The organism is Actinoplanes sp. OR16 (assembly GCF_004001265.1).
Taxonomy (GTDB): domain Bacteria; phylum Actinomycetota; class Actinomycetes; order Mycobacteriales; family Micromonosporaceae; genus Actinoplanes.
This window is the reverse complement of record NZ_AP019371.1, coordinates 148,586-163,784: the sequence shown is the minus strand read 5'-3', so window position 1 is coordinate 163,784 and position 15,199 is coordinate 148,586. Positions and strand designations below refer to the sequence as shown.

Below are 15,199 nucleotides of genomic sequence, written 5' to 3'. Positions count from 1 at the left end.
CAACCCACCTATCGGCGGGCGTCCTCCAGGATTGAGTCGTTCGGGACTGTCGTGCGTTTCGGTCGGATTCCGATGCCGATCGCGACCAGGACGGCCAGCCCGGTGATCACGCCGACGGCCGTGGTGGGCACGTCGAAGAGCTTGAGCGCGCTGGCCAGCAGCACGATGATCAGCGCGCTGCGGACCAGGCCGCCGGGCGCCCGGGAGGAGATCCGGGAGCCGATCAGCACGCCCGGGATCGATCCGAGGATCACCGCGCCGGCGATGTCGAGCTGCAGATCGCCGAAGAGCGCGTGACCGAGGGCGGCCGAGGCGACCAGCGGGACGGCCTGCACCAGGTCGGTGCCGACCAGGTCGTTGGCGCGCAGCTTCGGATAGAGGGCGAGCAGCGCCACGATGATCAGCGATCCGGAGCCGACCGAGGTGAGGCCGACCACGAGGCCGCCCAGCACGCCCACGATCAGGGTGGGCACCGGGCGGACGGTGATCGCGGCGGGCGGGCCGTCCCCGTTGCGGCGGGTGGTCCAGGCCTTGAGCAGCATGCCTGCGACGGCCAGCAGCAGGGCCACGCCGAGGGCGATCTTCACGGCGTTCTGGACGGTCTCGTCGTCGCCGACCGACTTCAGCAGCAGGGCGCCGGCGAACGCGCTCGGCACGCTGCCGGCGCAGAGCCAGCCGACGAGCCGCCAGTTGACCGTGCCGCGGCGGGCATGCACCCAGCCACCGAACGGCTTCATGATCGCGCTGGCGGCCAGATCGCTGGAGATCGCCGCGACCGGGTGCACCCCGAAGAGCAGCACCAGCACGGGGGTCATCAGCGCGCCGCCGCCCATGCCGGTCAGCCCGACGACGATGCCGACGCCCAGACCGGCGAGCGCCATGATCGGATCCATGGCGGTGAAGTCTACTAAGTCAGTTGATTCTGTCGAGTTTCCCGCATGCTGAGCAGCAGCGCGATCTCGGTGGCCGGGAGCGGACGCGCGAAGTGGTAGCCCTGGGCGTACCGGTAGCCGGCCCGGTGCAGCCGGTCGGCCTGCTCGGCGGTCTCCACGCCCTCGGCCACCGCCTCCATCCGCAGGCCCTGGATGATCCCGATGAGGCCGTCCACGATCACCGCCTGCGGGCTGGCCGTGGTCACCCCGTCGACGAACGACTTGTCCACCTTCAGCCAGGTGACCGGGCAGTCGACCAGCAGGCTCAGCGACGACTGGCCGGTGCCGAAGTCGTCCAGCGCGATCCGCAGGCCCATGGCGTGCAGCCGGCGGACGGCCTCCAGGGCGACGCCGGTGCCGAGCACCGCGGTCTCGGTGATCTCGACGACGAGCCGGGACGGGTCCAGGTCGTGCCGGGCCAGCAGCGCCGCCATCTCGGCCGGGAAGCCGGGCTCGCTGAGCTGCCGGGCGGAGACGTTGACGCTGACCTTCCGCGGAGCGTCGTCGCCGTGCTCCCGCGCCCACTGGGCGGTCTGCCGGACCGCCTCCCCGACGATCCACCGGCCGAGCTCGACGATCTGGCCGTTGCTCTCGGCGAGCGGGATGAAGATGCCGGGCGGGATCATGCCGTGGTCCGGGTGCCGCCAGCGGACCAGCGCCTCGACACCGGCGAGCCGGCCGTGCGGCAGCTCCACGATCGGCTGGTAGACCAGGAACAGCTCGTCCCGGGCGATCGCCTGGCGCAGGTCGGCGCCGAGCCGGGCGTCGCTGTCGGCGAGCTGGTCCATGACGGTGTCGAACCAGGTCCAGCGGCCGCCGCCGGCGCGCTTGGCGGCGTACATCGCCACATCGGCGCGGCGCAGCACCTCACCGGCCGTGTCCTCGGGCCGGCCGGCCGTCACGCCGACGCTGATCCGCGGCGTGAGGTCGTGCCCCTCGATCACGACCGGGCGCTGCACACCGGCCAGCAGGCCGCGGAGCAGCTCCTCGGTGCCCCGCTCGTCGAGACCGGGCAGCAGCAGGGTGAACTCGTCGCCGCCGAGGCGGGCCACGGTGTCCCCGGAGCGCACCGCCTCACGCAGGCGCCGGCTGATCGTCTGGAGCAGGGCGTCGCCGGCGTGGTGCCCGTACCGGTCGTTGACGACCTTGAAGTCGTCGAGGTCGAGCAGGGCCACCACGAACGGCTCGCCGCCGGCCAGCCGGTTCGAGATCTCCCCGGACCAGGCCGGGCGGTTGCTGATCCCGGTGAGCGGGTCATGGGTGACCTGGTGGTCGAGCTGCTTCTGGTACGCCCGCAGCTGCTCCAGGTTGGCGTCGACGGTGTCCAGCAGGCGGCTGTTGTCGCGCAGCGTGGTGATCTGGCGTAGCACCACGAGCAGGGTGAGGCCGGTGACCGCGTACGCCAGCATCGCCTCCGGGCCGCCCCGGGGCAGCTCGACCTTCAGCAGCAGGCCGTAGAGGACCGCCGCCGCGAGGTACGGGACCAGGCTGAACCGCCGGCCGGCCGCGTGGACCGGCGCCGCGGCAGGTCCGTTGAACCGCTGCCGCCGGGCCGCCAGGATCCCGCTGAGCTGCGAGACCGGGAAGGCCAGCAGGCTCGTGGTCAGGTGCGGCTTGTCGGCCAGCATCGGGGTGAGCAGGCCGGTCGAGGCGGCCAGGCCGACACCGAGGGCGAGGATGCGCAGCGAGCCACGGTCCAGCCGGCCGGCCCCGGCGGCCAGCACCTTCACGAAGGTGAGCAGGGAGATCGTCGCGATCAGGCTCACGGCCAGCCCCGAGTGCGAGGTGGTGGCGAGCTTGCCGAGCGTGAAGTGCCAGATCAGGACGCCGCCGGTGAGCGCCACGATTCCGGTGTCCAGGGCGAACCGGATCCAGTCGCTGCGGCTGCGCTGCCAGGTCGGCAGGCGCAGCAGCGTCCAGAGGATCATCGCCAGGGCGGCGCCGAAGATCAATTGAGTGCGTACGCCGATGTTCTGCGTGATGACCGCACCGCCGAACGAGTCGACGATGTTGCTGATCGAACCCGCGATCAGCAGGGCGGACGCCACACCGAACCGCCCCCAGAACCTGCGCGTGGCGACGTCCAGAGCCGGGCTGCGAGAGGTGCGCCAGCACTCGTACGTGCTCAGCGCGGCCATCAACGGCAACGGCAGCCACCCGATGATCGGGACGGACCAGACGTGAACCAGGCCGATCGCGAACCAGATCAGGGAGAACACGAAGAGGCCGAGCGCCGCCACGAAGGGCGGGTCGAACGGGCGGCGACTCGGGAAGTGCATGACCGGTTCATCGGACGTTTCCGGGAGCGGATGATGAAAACCGGCGGACCCCTCAGGGTCAGGCCCCGGCGACCGATGAGACCGCTCGACCGCGGCCGCCCGGGCCGCTCTCACCTCCAGGAGGTGGCCGGTGGATCCGCTGCTGTCGCTCGCTCGTGAGGAGATGACCCGGCGTCTCACCACGGCGGCCGGTCAGATGACCGCGAACATCGACGTGCTCACCACCCTGCGCGACCTGGCCGGCGACGTCCGGGGCACCGAGTCGATGCGGGCCGCGATCGAGGAGCTGACGCGGACCCGGGACCAGTTGCTGGGCCAGGCTCGCGCGATCACCGCCTGCGCGCCGGTCTGAACCCGGCGGATCGCGGGTACAGCCAGATGCCATGGAGCAACTGGACTGGCTGGCCGTCGTCCGGCACGGGCTGAGCACCGGCAACGTCACCGCCCAGGACGCCGAGACCGGCGGCGCCGAGATCATCGACATTCCGGAGCGGGACGCCGACGTGCCGCTCTCCGACACCGGCAGGGAACAGGCCGAGGCCGTCGGCGAGTTCCTCCGCGAGCACCGGCCCGACCTGGCGATCGTCTCGCCGTACCTGCGCACCCGGCAGACCGCCGAGATCGCGCTGGCCGGCCTGGACGTGCCGTTCGTCGTCGACGAGCGGTTGCGCGACCGGGAGCTGGGCGTCCTCGACCTGCTCACCGGGCGCGGCGTGCAGGTCCGGCTGCCGGAGGAGGCGAAGCGGCGGGCCCGGCACGGCAAGTTCTACTACCGGCCGCCGGGCGGCGAATCCTGGGCCGACGTGCTGCTGCGGCTGCGCGCCCTGCTCCGCGAGGTCCGCGAGGACCATCCGCACGGGCGGGTGGTGCTCTTCGCGCACGAGGCGACCGTGCTGATGGTCCGCTACCTCGCCGAGCACCTGCTCGAACAGGACCTCATGGAGCTCGCGCACGCCACCACGATCGCGAACTGCTCGGTGAGCAGCTGGAAGCGCGACGGCGACCAGCTCGTCCCGGAGCGGTTCAACGCCGTCGAGCACCTGCACCGCGAGGACGCCCCGGCGACCCGGCAGGAGGACGTGAATGCCGAGCCGGTCTGAGGAGAAGGTGGTCACGCCGGCGCTGCTCGGCGACTGGCCCCTGCCCGACGCACAGGGCGACAAGGAATCGCGGGGAACGGTGCTGGTGATCGGCGGCGCGCGGCGTACCCCCGGCGCTGTTCTTCTCGCCGGGGTCGCCGCGTTGCGGGCGGGAGCGGGGAGACTGCAGCTCGCCGTCGCCGAGGAGTCGGCCGTGGCGCTGAGCATCGCGGTGCCGGAAGCGCTGGTCATCGGACACTCGGGGGCCGCCGAGCCGGACGAGGTGCTGGAACTGGCGCGGGAGGCCGACGTGATCCTGCTCGGGCCGGGGCTCGACGACATCGACCGCACGATCGAGCTGATGCGTGCTGTGCTGCGCGAGACCGAGGCCGGGGTGGTCCTGGACGCCTACGCGCTCGGTGCCCTCAGCAAGGAACCGGACGTGCTGCGGCAGCGCCGTGCCGTCCTCACCCCGAACATCAAGGAAGCGGCGATCATGCTCGGCCGCGAGCCCGGTTCCGATCTGGCGGGAGCGGCTCGCGAGCTGGCCGAGCGCTATCGGGCGGTGGTCTCGCTCTACGGCCACGTCGCCGATCCGGACGGCGGGGCGTGGCGGGAGGAGAGCGGCTACACCGGGCTCGGTACCTCGGGCAGCGGCGACGTGCGTTCCGGGATCGTCGCCGGACTGCTGGCCCGGGGAGCGGAACCGGCGCAGGCGGCGTGCTGGGCCGCATATGTCCACGCGATGAGTGGCCGCCGTCTCGCGCCCCGATTCGGGCAGGTCGGCTTCCTGGCGCGCGAATTGGTGGACGAGGTGGCATCGACGATTGCAACCGTCTGAACAGGGTACGCACCGTGGTGACAGCGTGACGGTAAGGAAGGAGTCAACCCCCATGACCACCGCCCGCGACATCATGACCCGGGACGTCACCTGCGTCGGCGAGAAGGAATCGCTCGCGGACGCGGCACGCAAGATGTCCGATCTCAACGTCGGCTCGCTGCCGATCTGCGGTGACGACAACCGCCTGCACGGCATGCTCACCGACCGGGACATCGTGATCAAGGCGCTCGCGCAGGGCCGCAACCCGGCCGACGTGCCGGCTTCGGAGCTGGCGCAGGGCAAGCCGATCACGATCGGCGCCGACGACGACGCCGCCGAGATCCTGCGCACCATGGGCCGGCACAAGGTCCGCCGTCTCCCGGTGATCGACGGTCACCAGCTGGTCGGCATCGTGGCGGTCGCCGACGTGGCCCGGGCTCTGCCGGACCGCCCGGTCGGCGATCTCATCGACGCGATCAGCGAGTGATCTCCTCCCGACGGCTGGGCCCCGGTGGCTCAGCCGTCGAAGGACTCCCAGTCCAGGCCGAGTTTGCGCAGCCGGCGCAGCAGTGATCGGTGCCGGGCGCCGACGTACACCTCGTACCAGTCGCCGTCGTCCTCGCCGACCAGCGTCACCACGCCCGGGCCGACGTAGAAGCGGGACCGGGCGCACGGCCAGCGCATCGGCCGCAGCGGCACCCGGCGCAGCGGCCCGACGATCCGCCGGGCCTGGGCCTTGTCGACGAACGCCATGCCGCCGGGGGACGAGTCCATCGCGGCGTGGGTCAGGGCGGCGAGCAGGAGGTACGGGGTGAGCCGCTCGCGCTCCTTCAACGGCTGATCACTGAGGCCGTGGTAGAAGACCCGCTCCTCGGCGTCGGACAGCAGCGTGAACGTCCCGTCCCCGGCCTGACCGAAGGTGATCAGCCCGTTCCCGGCCGGTTCGGCCTCGAAGATCGGCAGGCTGCCGCCGTACACCTCGGCGCGCCCGGCGGCGGCACGGTGGAAGACCTCCAGGGGCCCCTTCGCGACGATCTCGGCCGGGACGGTCGGCACGTCGGCGTACCACCCGGCGATGAACTGCTCGAGCGCGCCGCCCGGGTCGGCCGGCAGCAGGTTGACCCAGTCGGCGGAGGGCTGCGGCCCGGGCGGGCCGGTCGGCCGGACCCGGTCCAGCAGGTCGTAGGGGAGTGGCGCGTCCAGGCCGAAACCGAGGTCCTGCACCGCGCCGCGCCGGTGGGCGAGCCGGGTCACCCGCGCCGCGCCGAGCGCCAGGCAGCCCTCCTTCAGCCGGGCGAAGACCAGGACCGGTCGCTCTCCGTGGGTCAGGTGCCGCTCCAGCCGCCGGGGCAGCGGGCCGGGCACCGTCACGTCCTCGTTCGTCCGGACGCCGCCCTCCACGATCACGACGACCGCGTCCGGGCCGGCGGCGAACGACGTGCCGGCGCCGCCGCCCTGCTCCGCGCCCGGTCCGGCCGCGGCGAGCGCGACCGGCTCGGCGACGACGGACCAGAGGCGGATCTCCATCCGACCACGGTAGGTGATCGATGATCACCTACGCCGACGGGCGATCTGTCCGGTAAGCGACATGCGCGCCGGCCTCGCCGCCGTCCACGACGACGCGCCGGACCGCTCGGCCGGGTCGCTGTCACCGCGTCCAGGTGAGGACGGCCAGCGGGAGGTCGTCGCGGCAGGGCGCCACGGCGACGCCGTCGGGGAGGGTCTGCGGGACCCCGGCCAGCAGCGCGGCCCGGATGTGCGGCTCGCGGATCAGCGAGCCGGTGATGTGGTGCGCGGTGGTGCCGGCGACGATCCGGCCCTGCTTGTTGACCAGGACGACCGGGGCGCCGACCGCGCGCAGGGCGGGCCGCAGGATCCGCTCGATGTCGCCGACGAAGACGTCGGCGCCGGTCACGCCGGCGAACCGGCCGTCGCGCAGGATCGGGACGGTGAAGGTCAGCGTGTACTGCTCGGCGCAGACGTAGTCGACGTACGGCCCGGTCACGTGGCGGCGCCCGGTGTCGCGCGGGACGGTGAACCACTGCTGCCGGCCGACAGCGGCGAAGTCGTCGCTCTCCGGGTCGACGTCGAGGGCGAGGCGGGTCGGTCCGGGCGTGGTGCCCATCCACCACTCGACGCCGTGCCGGCCGTCGGCGAGCGGGGTGGTGATCACGCCGGCGCCGGTGATCAGGCCGCCGAGCATCCCTGTCACGTCGGGTGCGACAGCGGCGAGGTCGGCGGAGACGGCGGGCCGGCCGAGGGCGTCGAACAGGCTCTCCACCCGGCGGCGCAGCAGGTCGGCGGCGTCGAACGTGCGAAGGACCATCGTGGTGACGTGCTCGGCGAGGTCGGTGCCGGCCGGTGCGGTAGTGCGAGTCTTCGTCCGTCCCACAGAACCCACCTTGCGCTAAGGCTCGACCAACGTCAGATGAAGGTTTACCAGTCGCTCGACGGCCTTCTCAATGTGTTCTTCGGTGAGCCGCCGGGCCAGGTCCCCGTCGCCGGCCGCGATCGCGCTGGTGATGGCCCGGTGCTCGGCGCGCGGATCGCCTGTCGTGCCCCCGGGCTGGATCACCGGCGACCACAGCAGCGTCCCCAGCTCCGCCCCGAATCGTACTTCTTCGCGGGCCAGCCGGGCAGACTGCGCGGCCGCGGCGACTTCGAGATGAAACGCGCGCTCGACCCGGTGCAGGGGCCCGGTGGCCTCCTCCTCGATGCGTTTCACGTCGTCGGCGCCGGCCCGCAGCGCGGCGAGGCGGGCGGCCGCCCCGGCGATCGCCACGTAGTGGTCGGTGGAGTCGCGCAGGCTGGGCAGGCTCAGTTCGGAGAGCCGGGCGCGCAGGGCGGAGTCGGCGGGGGCGCGGACGAAGCTGCCGCCGCCACGGCCACGCCGGGTCTCCAGCAGATTCTGGTGCCGCAGCGCGACCAGCGCCTCCCGGACGGTCACCCGGGAGACGCCGAACTGCGCCGCCAGGTCGGCCTCGCTGGGCAGCTGCTCGGCGTCGGCGAGCAGGCCGAAGGTGATCGCGTCGCTGAGCCGGCGGACGACCGTCTCGGCGCGGCTGTGCGGGTCGAGTGGCGCGAAGACCGCTGATCGTGCGCTGGTCCGGCCCGTACCCATGGGCTGATTGTTCCTTACTGCTGTTAACGCAGCGGTTACCGGGGAGCCTTGACCTTTAAAGTCTAACGCCATACCTTTTCGTCACCTCATCCTCGGAACGGGCAGGAACAACAAGGTGACCCAGCAGAAGGCCCCGGCGATCCGCCTCACCGGACTCCGCAAATCATTCGGCCATGTCGATGCGGTGGCCGGTGTCGACCTGGAGATCGCCGACGGCGAGTTCTTCTCGATGCTCGGCCCGTCCGGCTCCGGCAAGACCACGGTGCTGCGGATGATCGCCGGGTTCGAGCTGCCCACGGCCGGCACGGTGGAGCTCGGCGGCGCCGACGTCACCCGGCTCGCGCCGTTCGAGCGGGACGTCAACACGGTCTTCCAGGACTACGCGCTGTTCCCGCACCTGACCGTCCGGGAGAACGTCGAGTACGGCCTCAAGGTCCGCAAGGTCGGCAGGAGGGACCGGCGCGAGCGCGCCGAACAGGCCCTTTCCGCCGTACGCCTGGAAGGTTTCGGTGATCGGAAGCCCTCGGCGATGTCCGGCGGCCAGCGGCAACGCGTCGCCCTGGCCCGTGCGCTGGTGAACCGGCCCAAGGTGCTGCTGCTCGACGAGCCGCTCGGCGCCCTCGACCTCAAACTGCGCGAGCAGATGCAGGTCGAGCTCAAGTCGATCCAGCGCGAGGTCGGCATCACGTTCGTCTTCGTGACCCACGACCAGGACGAGGCGCTGACCATGAGCGACCGGGTCGCGGTCTTCGACGCCGGCCGGATCGTGCAGGTCGGCACGCCCGAGGACGTCTACGAGAAGCCGGCCACCGCGTTCGTCGCCGGCTTCGTCGGCACCTCCAACGTCTTCACCGGTGACGTCGCGAAGGCCCTGTTCGATCGCGAGGGCGCCTTCTCGGTACGCCCGGAGAAGATCGACCTGCACCAGGCGGAGGCCGGGAACGGCGTCGTCGCCGAGGTGATCTACGCGGGCCCGGTGACCCGCTACGTCGTGGATCTGGACGCGGGCGCCCGCGTCGTGGTGGTGGAGCAGAACCGCCGGACCGGCACCGCCGCGATCGGCGAACTGCGGGGCACGCGGGTGCGTCTCAGCTGGCTTGACGAGCACGTGATCGAAATCCCCTCATCGAAGGAGAACGCGCATGCCCAATAGAAGGTGGATGACGGCGATGCTGGCGGTGGGCGTGCTGACGCTCGCGGCCTGCGGTGGCGGCGGCGAGGAGAGCACGGGATCGGGCCCCGGCGGCCTGGAAGTCCCCAAGATCGACAAGGCGACGGCGGTCGGCGCCGGCGAGGGCCAGGTCAACATCGTGAGCTGGGCCGGGTACGTCGAGGACGGCTCCACCGACAAGTCGGTCGACTGGGTCACCGGGTTCGAGTCCGAGACCGGCTGCCAGGTCAACAACAAGATCGCGGGCACCTCGGACGAGATGGTCGCCCTGATGAAGACCGGCGAGTACGACGTGGTCTCGGCCTCCGGCGACGCCTCGCTGCGGCTGATCTACGGCGGTGACGTGGCCCCGGTCAACACCGACCTGATCAGCAACTACAAAGACGTCTTCGAGGGCCTCAAGAACAAGCAGTGGAACTCGGTCGACGGCCAGCCCTACGGCGTGCCGCACGGCCGTGGCGCCAACCTGCTGATGTACCGCACCGACACGGTCACCCCGGCGCCGACCTCGTGGAGCGCGGTCTTCGACGCGAACTCGCCGTACAAGGGCAAGGTCACCGCGTACGACTCGCCGATCTACATCGCGGACGCGGCCCTCTACCTGATGAAGACCAAGCCCGAACTGAACATCACGAACCCGTACGCCCTCGACGACACCCAGTTCCAGGCGGCCGTCGACCTCCTCAAGGCACAGAACGAGCTGATCGGCGAGTACTGGTCCGACTACACCAAGGAGGTGCAGGCGTTCAAGGCCGGCAACTCCGTGCTCGGCACCACCTGGCAGGTCATCACGAACCTGACCAAGGCGGACGGCGCTCCCGTCGAGGCGATCCTGCCGACCGAGGGCGCGACCGGCTGGTCCGACACCTGGATGGTCTCGTCTTCTTCTAAGAACCCGAACTGCGCCTACCTCTGGATGAACCACATCATCTCGCCGGAGGCCAACGCCGGAGTCGCCGAGTGGTTCGGTGAGGCGCCCTCGAACAAGCTGTCCTGCGCGCTGACCAAGGACAAGGACCACTGCGCCACGTTCCACGCCGAGGACGAGGCCTACTTCGACCAGGTCTGGTACTGGACCACCCCGCTGGCGCAGTGCGTCGACGGCCGTACCGACGTGACCTGCAAGGACTACGCGGCCTGGACCCAGGCCTGGACCACGATCAAGGGATAACGTGTCCTCACTCGGTTCGTACCTGCACCGGAACCCCCGTCTGCGCCTGGCCGGCCTGCTCTCGGCGCCGCTGCTCTGGCTGGTCGTCGCGTACCTCGGCGCTCTCGCGGTGCTGCTGGTGTCGGCTTTCTGGACCGTGAACGGCTTCACCGGTGAGGTGGTCCGGGAGTTCTCGCTGCAGAACTTCCGGACCCTTGTCACCGAAGAGGTCTACCGGGCCGTGACGCTGCGCAGCCTCGGCGTCGCGGCCTCGGTGACCGCGATCTGCGTCGTGATCGCGACACCGATGGCCTTCTTCATGGCGAAGGTCGCCTCCGCCAAGTACCGGCACTGGCTGGTGATCGCGATCCTCACCCCGCTCTGGGCGTCCTATCTGGTCAAGGCGTACGCCTGGCGCATCCTGCTGGCGAACGGCGGCCCGATCGACACCCTGCTGGGCGGTCCCGGCAACGGCCCGGGGTACGGGTTGTTCGCCACCGTCCTGGTGCTGTCCTACCTGTGGCTGCCGTACATGATCCTGCCGATCTACGCCGGCCTGGAGCGCCTGCCGGACTCGATGCTGGAGGCCTCGGCCGATCTCGGCGCCCGCGCCGGGCGGACCTTCCGCGCCGTGGTCCTGCCGATCCTGATCCCGTCGGTGATCGCCGGCTCGATCTTCACGTTCTCGCTCTCGCTGGGCGACTACATCACCGTGCAGATCGTCGGCGGCAAGACCCAGATGATCGGCAACCTGGTCTACGCGAACATCGGCGCCGCGAACAACCTGCCGTTCGCCGCCGCGATCGCCACCGTCCCCGTCGTCATCATGGTCATCTACCTGGTCGCGGTCCGCCGCTCCGGTGCTCTGGAGGAGCTGTGACCCTGTCCCTGCCGGCGCGCTGGCTGCTGCGCCTGTTCATGGTCCTCGGCCTGATCTTCATCTACGTGCCGCTGTTGCTGGTGCTGGTCAACTCGTTCAACTCCGACCGGACGTTCGCCTGGCCGCCGCACGACTGGACCACGCGGTGGTGGTCGGCAGCCTGGGAGAACGACGGCGCCCGCCAGGCGCTGCTCACCTCGGTGCAGGCCGGCCTCGCCGCCACCGGCATCGCCCTGGTGCTCGGCACCATGGTGGCGTTCGCCGTGCAGCGCTTCGCGTTCTTCGGCCGGGACACCGTCTCGCTGCTGATCATCCTGCCGATCGCGCTGCCCGGCATCGTCACCGGCATCGCGCTGGACAGCGCGTGGCGCTCGGTGATGGGTGACCTCGGCATCGGCAAGGGCCTGTTCTCGGTGGTGGTCGGCCATGCCACGTTCTGCGTGGTCACCGTCTACAACAACGTGCTGGCACGGCTGCGCCGCACCGGCACGAACCTCGAGGACGCCTCGGCCGACCTGGGCGCCTCACCCTTCCAGACCTTCCGGTACGTCACGTTCCCGCTGATCCGATCCGCCCTGCTGGCCGGCGGCCTGCTGGCCTTCGCGCTCAGCTTCGACGAGATCATCGTGACGACGTTCACGGCCGGTCCCGGGGTCACGACGCTGCCGATCTGGATCTTCAACAACCTGTTCCGGCCGAACCAGGCGCCGATCGTGAACGTGGTGGCGGCCGTCCTGATCGTGCTCTCCGTCGTACCGGTCTGGCTGGCTCAGCGCCTGGCCGGACCCTCGGCCGGAGCAGGGCGGACCTGAGACCTAGTGGTGTTCGTGGTCGGTGGCGCGGGCCGCGCAGAGGAACGCGCCGCCGACGGCGAACGCCCCCAGCACCCCGAGCGAGATCTGCTGCTGATGGCCGGTCTGCCGCTCGTAGGTCACCTGATTCACCTCGATGACCCGGTCGTGGTCCTCCAGCACGTACCGGCCGTCGCGCATCGCCGGGTTGCCGTCGAGCGTCGCGAACGCCAGGACGACGGCCAGCCAGAATCCGAAGAAGACCACCCCGGCCAGCGCGGCCGCCCAGTGCGGCACGTGCGGCGGCACCCAGGACGCCAGGCGCCGGGGCCGTAACGGCTGCTGGGTGCGGTATCCGCGCCGGTTGCTGAGGATGCCGGCCGCGAAGCCGGGAACGGTGAGGAAAGCGGCGACACCGACCGCGACGGCCGCGCCGAGCGGGCGTACGCCGGCGGCGAGGGCCACGATGAGGCCGGCCGACCACAGCACGCCGGCCCCGCACATGACGCTGAGCAGCAGTAGTCCCCGGCGCGAGATCATCACGGGAAACGCTAGTGGCCGCGGAGGTCGCGTGTGACGGTTTCCGCCTGATACCGTCGAGAGTTGCCGCGCCTCAGGTTTGGCGCGAGCGGAGAAATCCATCTTCAGATTACGGCCTAGGAGGCGTTGTGTCAAGTCTGTCAAGTGATCGGGCGGCAGCACTTGCGGAGGAGCAGCGGAATCTCGACCGGATCTATCGGCACCTCGACGACCTGCGCGACATCGCCCGCGGCCGCCTCGACGCCGTGCGGCTGACCGGCGGCGGCACCCCGGAGGCGCGCTCCCAGCGCGACGCGAGCGCCCGCCGGCACGCCGGCCGCCTCGCCCAGTTGGAGGCCGTCGAGCAGGGGCTGTGCTTCGGGCGGCTGGACGAAACCCTGCACATCGGGCGGATCGGACTGCACGACACCGACCCGCCCCTGCTCATCGACTGGCGCGCCCCGGCCGCCCGCCCCTTCTACGTCGCGACCGCGATCAGCCCGCACGGCATCTCCCGGCGCCGCCACATCCGTACCCGTGATCGCCTGGTCGTGGACGTCGACGACGAGATCCTGGACCCGGAGCGGGCGACCGCCACGACGGTGACCGGGGAGGCCGCTCTGCTCGCGGCGCTCACGGCGAACCGGACCGGGCGGATGCGCGACATCGTCGAGACCATCCAGGCCGAGCAGGACCGGGTGATCCGCGCTGATCTCGGCGGTGTGCTGGTCGTGCAGGGCGGTCCGGGCACCGGCAAGACGGCCGTCGCGCTGCACCGTGCGGCGTACCTGCTCTACACCCATCGGGAACAGCTCAGTGCCCGCGGTGTGCTGATCATCGGGCCGAACGCGACGTTCCTCCGGTACATCTCGCAGGTCCTGCCGTCGCTCGCGGAGACCGGTGTGCTGCTGGCGACGCCGGGCGACCTCTTCCCGGGAATCGCCGCCGAGCGGCAGGAACCGCCCGCGACCGCCGAGATCAAGGGTCGCGCCGCGATGGTGGAGATCTTGGAGGGTTCGGTACGGGACCGCGAACGTGTGCCGGACAGCCCCGTCCGGATCAGCGTGGACCGCCAGGATCTGCTGCTCACTCCGCAGGCTGTGGAGGTGGCGCGTACCAGGGCCCGGTCTTCCGGTCGTCTGCACAACCTCGCCCGGCCGATCTTCGAGGAGGCGGTGCTGGAGTCGCTCGCCGCCCAGATGGCCGAGCGCATCGGCCACGATCCGTTCTGGGCCGACCCGCTCGGTGAAGAGGATGCGCTGACCTCGGACAACGTGCTCGACGACGCCGATCTGGCGGACATCCGCGCCGACCTCGCCGACGACCCGGCCGTCCAGGCGGTGCTCGACGAGTTGTGGCCGGTGCTGACCCCGCAGCGGCTGCTCACCGACCTCTTCGCGTCCGATGCGGCGCTCGCGTCGGCGGCGCCGCGGCTGACCCCTCGCGAACGGGAACTGCTGTATCGCTCGCCCGGTGACTTCTCGCCCGCCGACGTCCCCCTGCTCGACGAGGCGGCCGAACTGCTCGGCGAGGACGACCGTGCGGCTCGCCTGGCTGCCGCTCGGGAACTGCGGAAACGGCTCGCCTACGCACAGGGCGTCCTGGACATCACGGCCGGGTCGAAGTCCTATGAGCTGGAGGACGACGACGAGGCCGCGATCCCGAACGCCGCCGACGTCATGGAGGCCGACATGCTGGCCGAGCGGTACCGGGACCGGGAGTCGCTCAGCGCCGCCGAACGAGCGGTCACCGACCGCAACTGGATGTTCGGCCACGTGATCGTCGACGAGGCCCAGGAACTCTCGCCGATGATGTGGCGCCTGCTGATGCGCCGCTGCCCCAGCCGGTCGATGACGGTCGTCGGTGACCTCGACCAGACCGGGGCGCTCGGCGCGGCGGGCAGCTGGGCGGACGTCTTCGGGCCGTACGTCCAGGACCGCTGGCGCCTCGCCGAACTCACCGTCAGCTACCGGACCCCGGCCGAGATCATGGCGTACACCGGCCGGCTGCTCCCCGCGATCACCCTGCCCCGGCCGGTCCGCGCGGCCGGCGTCGAACCCTGGGAATCCACCGGCGACCCGCGCGACCTCGTGCGCCACGCCGTCGACGAGGTCGGCGACGGCAGGCTGGCGGTCATCGTCCCGGCCTCGCGCCTGGCCGAGCTGACCGCCGTGCTCCCCGGGTTGAGCACCGACGACCTGGAACAGCCGGCGGTCCTGCTGACGGTCGCCGAGGCGAAGGGCCTCGAGTTCGACAGCGTGATCGTCATCGACCCGGACACCATCGTCGCCGAGTCCCCGCGCGGAACCGCCGACCTCTACGTGGCCCTGACCCGGTCCACCCACCGCCTCGGTGTGATCTATGCCGGCCGGAACGAGGTGTGAGGGTCGGAGGCCGCGTTCTGATCCGCGCCCGGATCGTCGCTCTCTCGTGCAGCGGGATCCGGTCTTGTGGCCG

Annotated in this window: 15 protein-coding genes; 9 read left to right on the top strand and 6 right to left on the bottom strand. The window is 71.1% G+C overall.

The window, feature by feature from the left end:
* Positions 1-8: 8 nt before the first annotated feature.
* Positions 9-893, bottom strand: a complete 885-nt coding sequence (locus EP757_RS00770; protein WP_127542289.1) for a sulfite exporter TauE/SafE family protein — start codon at positions 891-893, stop codon at positions 9-11.
* 14 nt (positions 894-907) lie between these two features.
* Positions 908-3,211 (bottom strand): bifunctional diguanylate cyclase/phosphodiesterase, encoded by a 2,304-nt coding sequence (locus EP757_RS00765; RefSeq protein WP_127542288.1) that lies wholly within the window; start codon positions 3,209-3,211, stop codon positions 908-910.
* 130 nt (positions 3,212-3,341) lie between these two features.
* On the opposite strand from EP757_RS00765, the gene EP757_RS00760 reads away from it, so the two are divergent.
* From EP757_RS00760 to EP757_RS00745, 4 genes are read left to right on the top strand one after another with little or no spacing between them, the layout of a single operon-like run.
* The gene (locus tag EP757_RS00760) at positions 3,342-3,563 is read left to right on the top strand and encodes a hypothetical protein (protein ID WP_127542287.1); all 222 of its coding nucleotides are present in this window, start codon (positions 3,342-3,344) and stop codon (positions 3,561-3,563) included.
* A 31-nt stretch (positions 3,564-3,594) separates the two neighbouring features.
* Complete coding sequence (locus EP757_RS00755; protein WP_127542286.1) at positions 3,595-4,311, top strand: histidine phosphatase family protein; 717 nt, start codon at positions 3,595-3,597, stop codon at positions 4,309-4,311.
* Positions 4,295-5,131 (top strand): NAD(P)H-hydrate dehydratase, encoded by an 837-nt coding sequence (locus EP757_RS00750; protein ID WP_127542285.1) that lies wholly within the window; start codon positions 4,295-4,297, stop codon positions 5,129-5,131. The genes EP757_RS00755 and EP757_RS00750 overlap by 17 nt, the downstream gene beginning before the upstream one ends.
* 52 nt (positions 5,132-5,183) lie before the next feature.
* Positions 5,184-5,597 carry a CBS domain-containing protein gene (locus EP757_RS00745; protein WP_127542284.1) on the top strand — a complete coding sequence of 138 codons (414 nt, stop codon included), beginning with the start codon at positions 5,184-5,186 and terminating at the stop codon, positions 5,595-5,597.
* A 29-nt stretch (positions 5,598-5,626) separates the two neighbouring features.
* On the opposite strand, the gene EP757_RS00740 is transcribed toward EP757_RS00745, so the two are convergent.
* The 3 genes from EP757_RS00740 to EP757_RS00730 form a co-directional block, all read right to left on the bottom strand.
* The gene (locus EP757_RS00740; protein WP_127542283.1) at positions 5,627-6,637 is read right to left on the bottom strand and encodes a hypothetical protein; all 1,011 of its coding nucleotides are present in this window, start codon (positions 6,635-6,637) and stop codon (positions 5,627-5,629) included.
* A 121-nt stretch (positions 6,638-6,758) separates the two neighbouring features.
* Positions 6,759-7,502 carry a cache domain-containing protein gene (locus tag EP757_RS00735; protein ID WP_127542282.1) on the bottom strand — a complete coding sequence of 248 codons (744 nt, stop codon included), beginning with the start codon at positions 7,500-7,502 and terminating at the stop codon, positions 6,759-6,761.
* A gap of 15 nt (positions 7,503-7,517) precedes the next feature.
* The gene (locus EP757_RS00730; RefSeq protein WP_127542281.1) at positions 7,518-8,231 is read right to left on the bottom strand and encodes a FadR/GntR family transcriptional regulator; all 714 of its coding nucleotides are present in this window, start codon (positions 8,229-8,231) and stop codon (positions 7,518-7,520) included.
* Positions 8,232-8,346: 115 nt separating this feature from the next.
* Between EP757_RS00730 and EP757_RS00725 the strand changes: the two genes are divergently transcribed.
* The 4 genes from EP757_RS00725 to EP757_RS00710 are packed head-to-tail and all read left to right on the top strand — an operon-like array spanning position 8,347 to position 12,244.
* A complete protein-coding gene (locus tag EP757_RS00725; protein WP_232050302.1) occupies positions 8,347-9,384 on the top strand; it encodes an ABC transporter ATP-binding protein in 1,038 nt (345 codons plus the stop codon).
* Positions 9,374-10,573 (top strand): ABC transporter substrate-binding protein, encoded by a 1,200-nt coding sequence (locus EP757_RS00720; RefSeq protein ID WP_127542279.1) that lies wholly within the window; start codon positions 9,374-9,376, stop codon positions 10,571-10,573. Before EP757_RS00725 ends, EP757_RS00720 begins: the two co-directional genes overlap by 11 nt.
* Position 10,574: 1 nt before the next feature.
* A complete protein-coding gene (locus tag EP757_RS00715) occupies positions 10,575-11,432 on the top strand; it encodes an ABC transporter permease (RefSeq protein WP_127542278.1) in 858 nt (285 codons plus the stop codon).
* Positions 11,429-12,244 (top strand): ABC transporter permease, encoded by an 816-nt coding sequence (locus EP757_RS00710; protein ID WP_197725497.1) that lies wholly within the window; start codon positions 11,429-11,431, stop codon positions 12,242-12,244. Before EP757_RS00715 ends, EP757_RS00710 begins: the two co-directional genes overlap by 4 nt.
* A gap of 3 nt (positions 12,245-12,247) precedes the next feature.
* Here the strand turns inward: EP757_RS00710 and EP757_RS00705 are convergent, their stop codons facing one another.
* A complete protein-coding gene (locus EP757_RS00705) occupies positions 12,248-12,763 on the bottom strand; it encodes a hypothetical protein (RefSeq protein WP_127542277.1) in 516 nt (171 codons plus the stop codon).
* A gap of 128 nt (positions 12,764-12,891) precedes the next feature.
* Here EP757_RS00705 and EP757_RS00700 point away from each other — a divergent pair, with 128 nt between their 5' ends.
* A complete protein-coding gene (locus EP757_RS00700) occupies positions 12,892-15,126 on the top strand; it encodes an ATP-binding domain-containing protein (RefSeq protein ID WP_127542276.1) in 2,235 nt (744 codons plus the stop codon).
* The last annotated feature ends 73 nt before the right edge of the window (positions 15,127-15,199 follow it).

Bases quoted from the DNA above. Each gene is read 5' to 3' on its own strand.
- EP757_RS00770 (WP_127542289.1), bottom strand. From the start codon at position 893: ATGGATCCGATCATGGCGCTCGCCGGTCTGGGCGTCGGCATCGTCGTC.
- EP757_RS00765 (WP_127542288.1), bottom strand. From the start codon at position 3,211: ATGCACTTCCCGAGTCGCCGCCCGTTCGACCCGCCCTTCGTGGCGGCG.
- EP757_RS00755 (WP_127542286.1), top strand. From the start codon at position 3,595: ATGGAGCAACTGGACTGGCTGGCCGTCGTCCGGCACGGGCTGAGCACC.
- EP757_RS00750 (WP_127542285.1), top strand. From the start codon at position 4,295: ATGCCGAGCCGGTCTGAGGAGAAGGTGGTCACGCCGGCGCTGCTCGGC.
- EP757_RS00745 (WP_127542284.1), top strand. From the start codon at position 5,184: ATGACCACCGCCCGCGACATCATGACCCGGGACGTCACCTGCGTCGGC.
- EP757_RS00740 (WP_127542283.1), bottom strand. From the start codon at position 6,637: ATGGAGATCCGCCTCTGGTCCGTCGTCGCCGAGCCGGTCGCGCTCGCC.
- EP757_RS00730 (WP_127542281.1), bottom strand. From the start codon at position 8,231: ATGGGTACGGGCCGGACCAGCGCACGATCAGCGGTCTTCGCGCCACTC.
- EP757_RS00720 (WP_127542279.1), top strand. From the start codon at position 9,374: ATGCCCAATAGAAGGTGGATGACGGCGATGCTGGCGGTGGGCGTGCTG.
- EP757_RS00705 (WP_127542277.1), bottom strand. From the start codon at position 12,763: ATGATCTCGCGCCGGGGACTACTGCTGCTCAGCGTCATGTGCGGGGCC.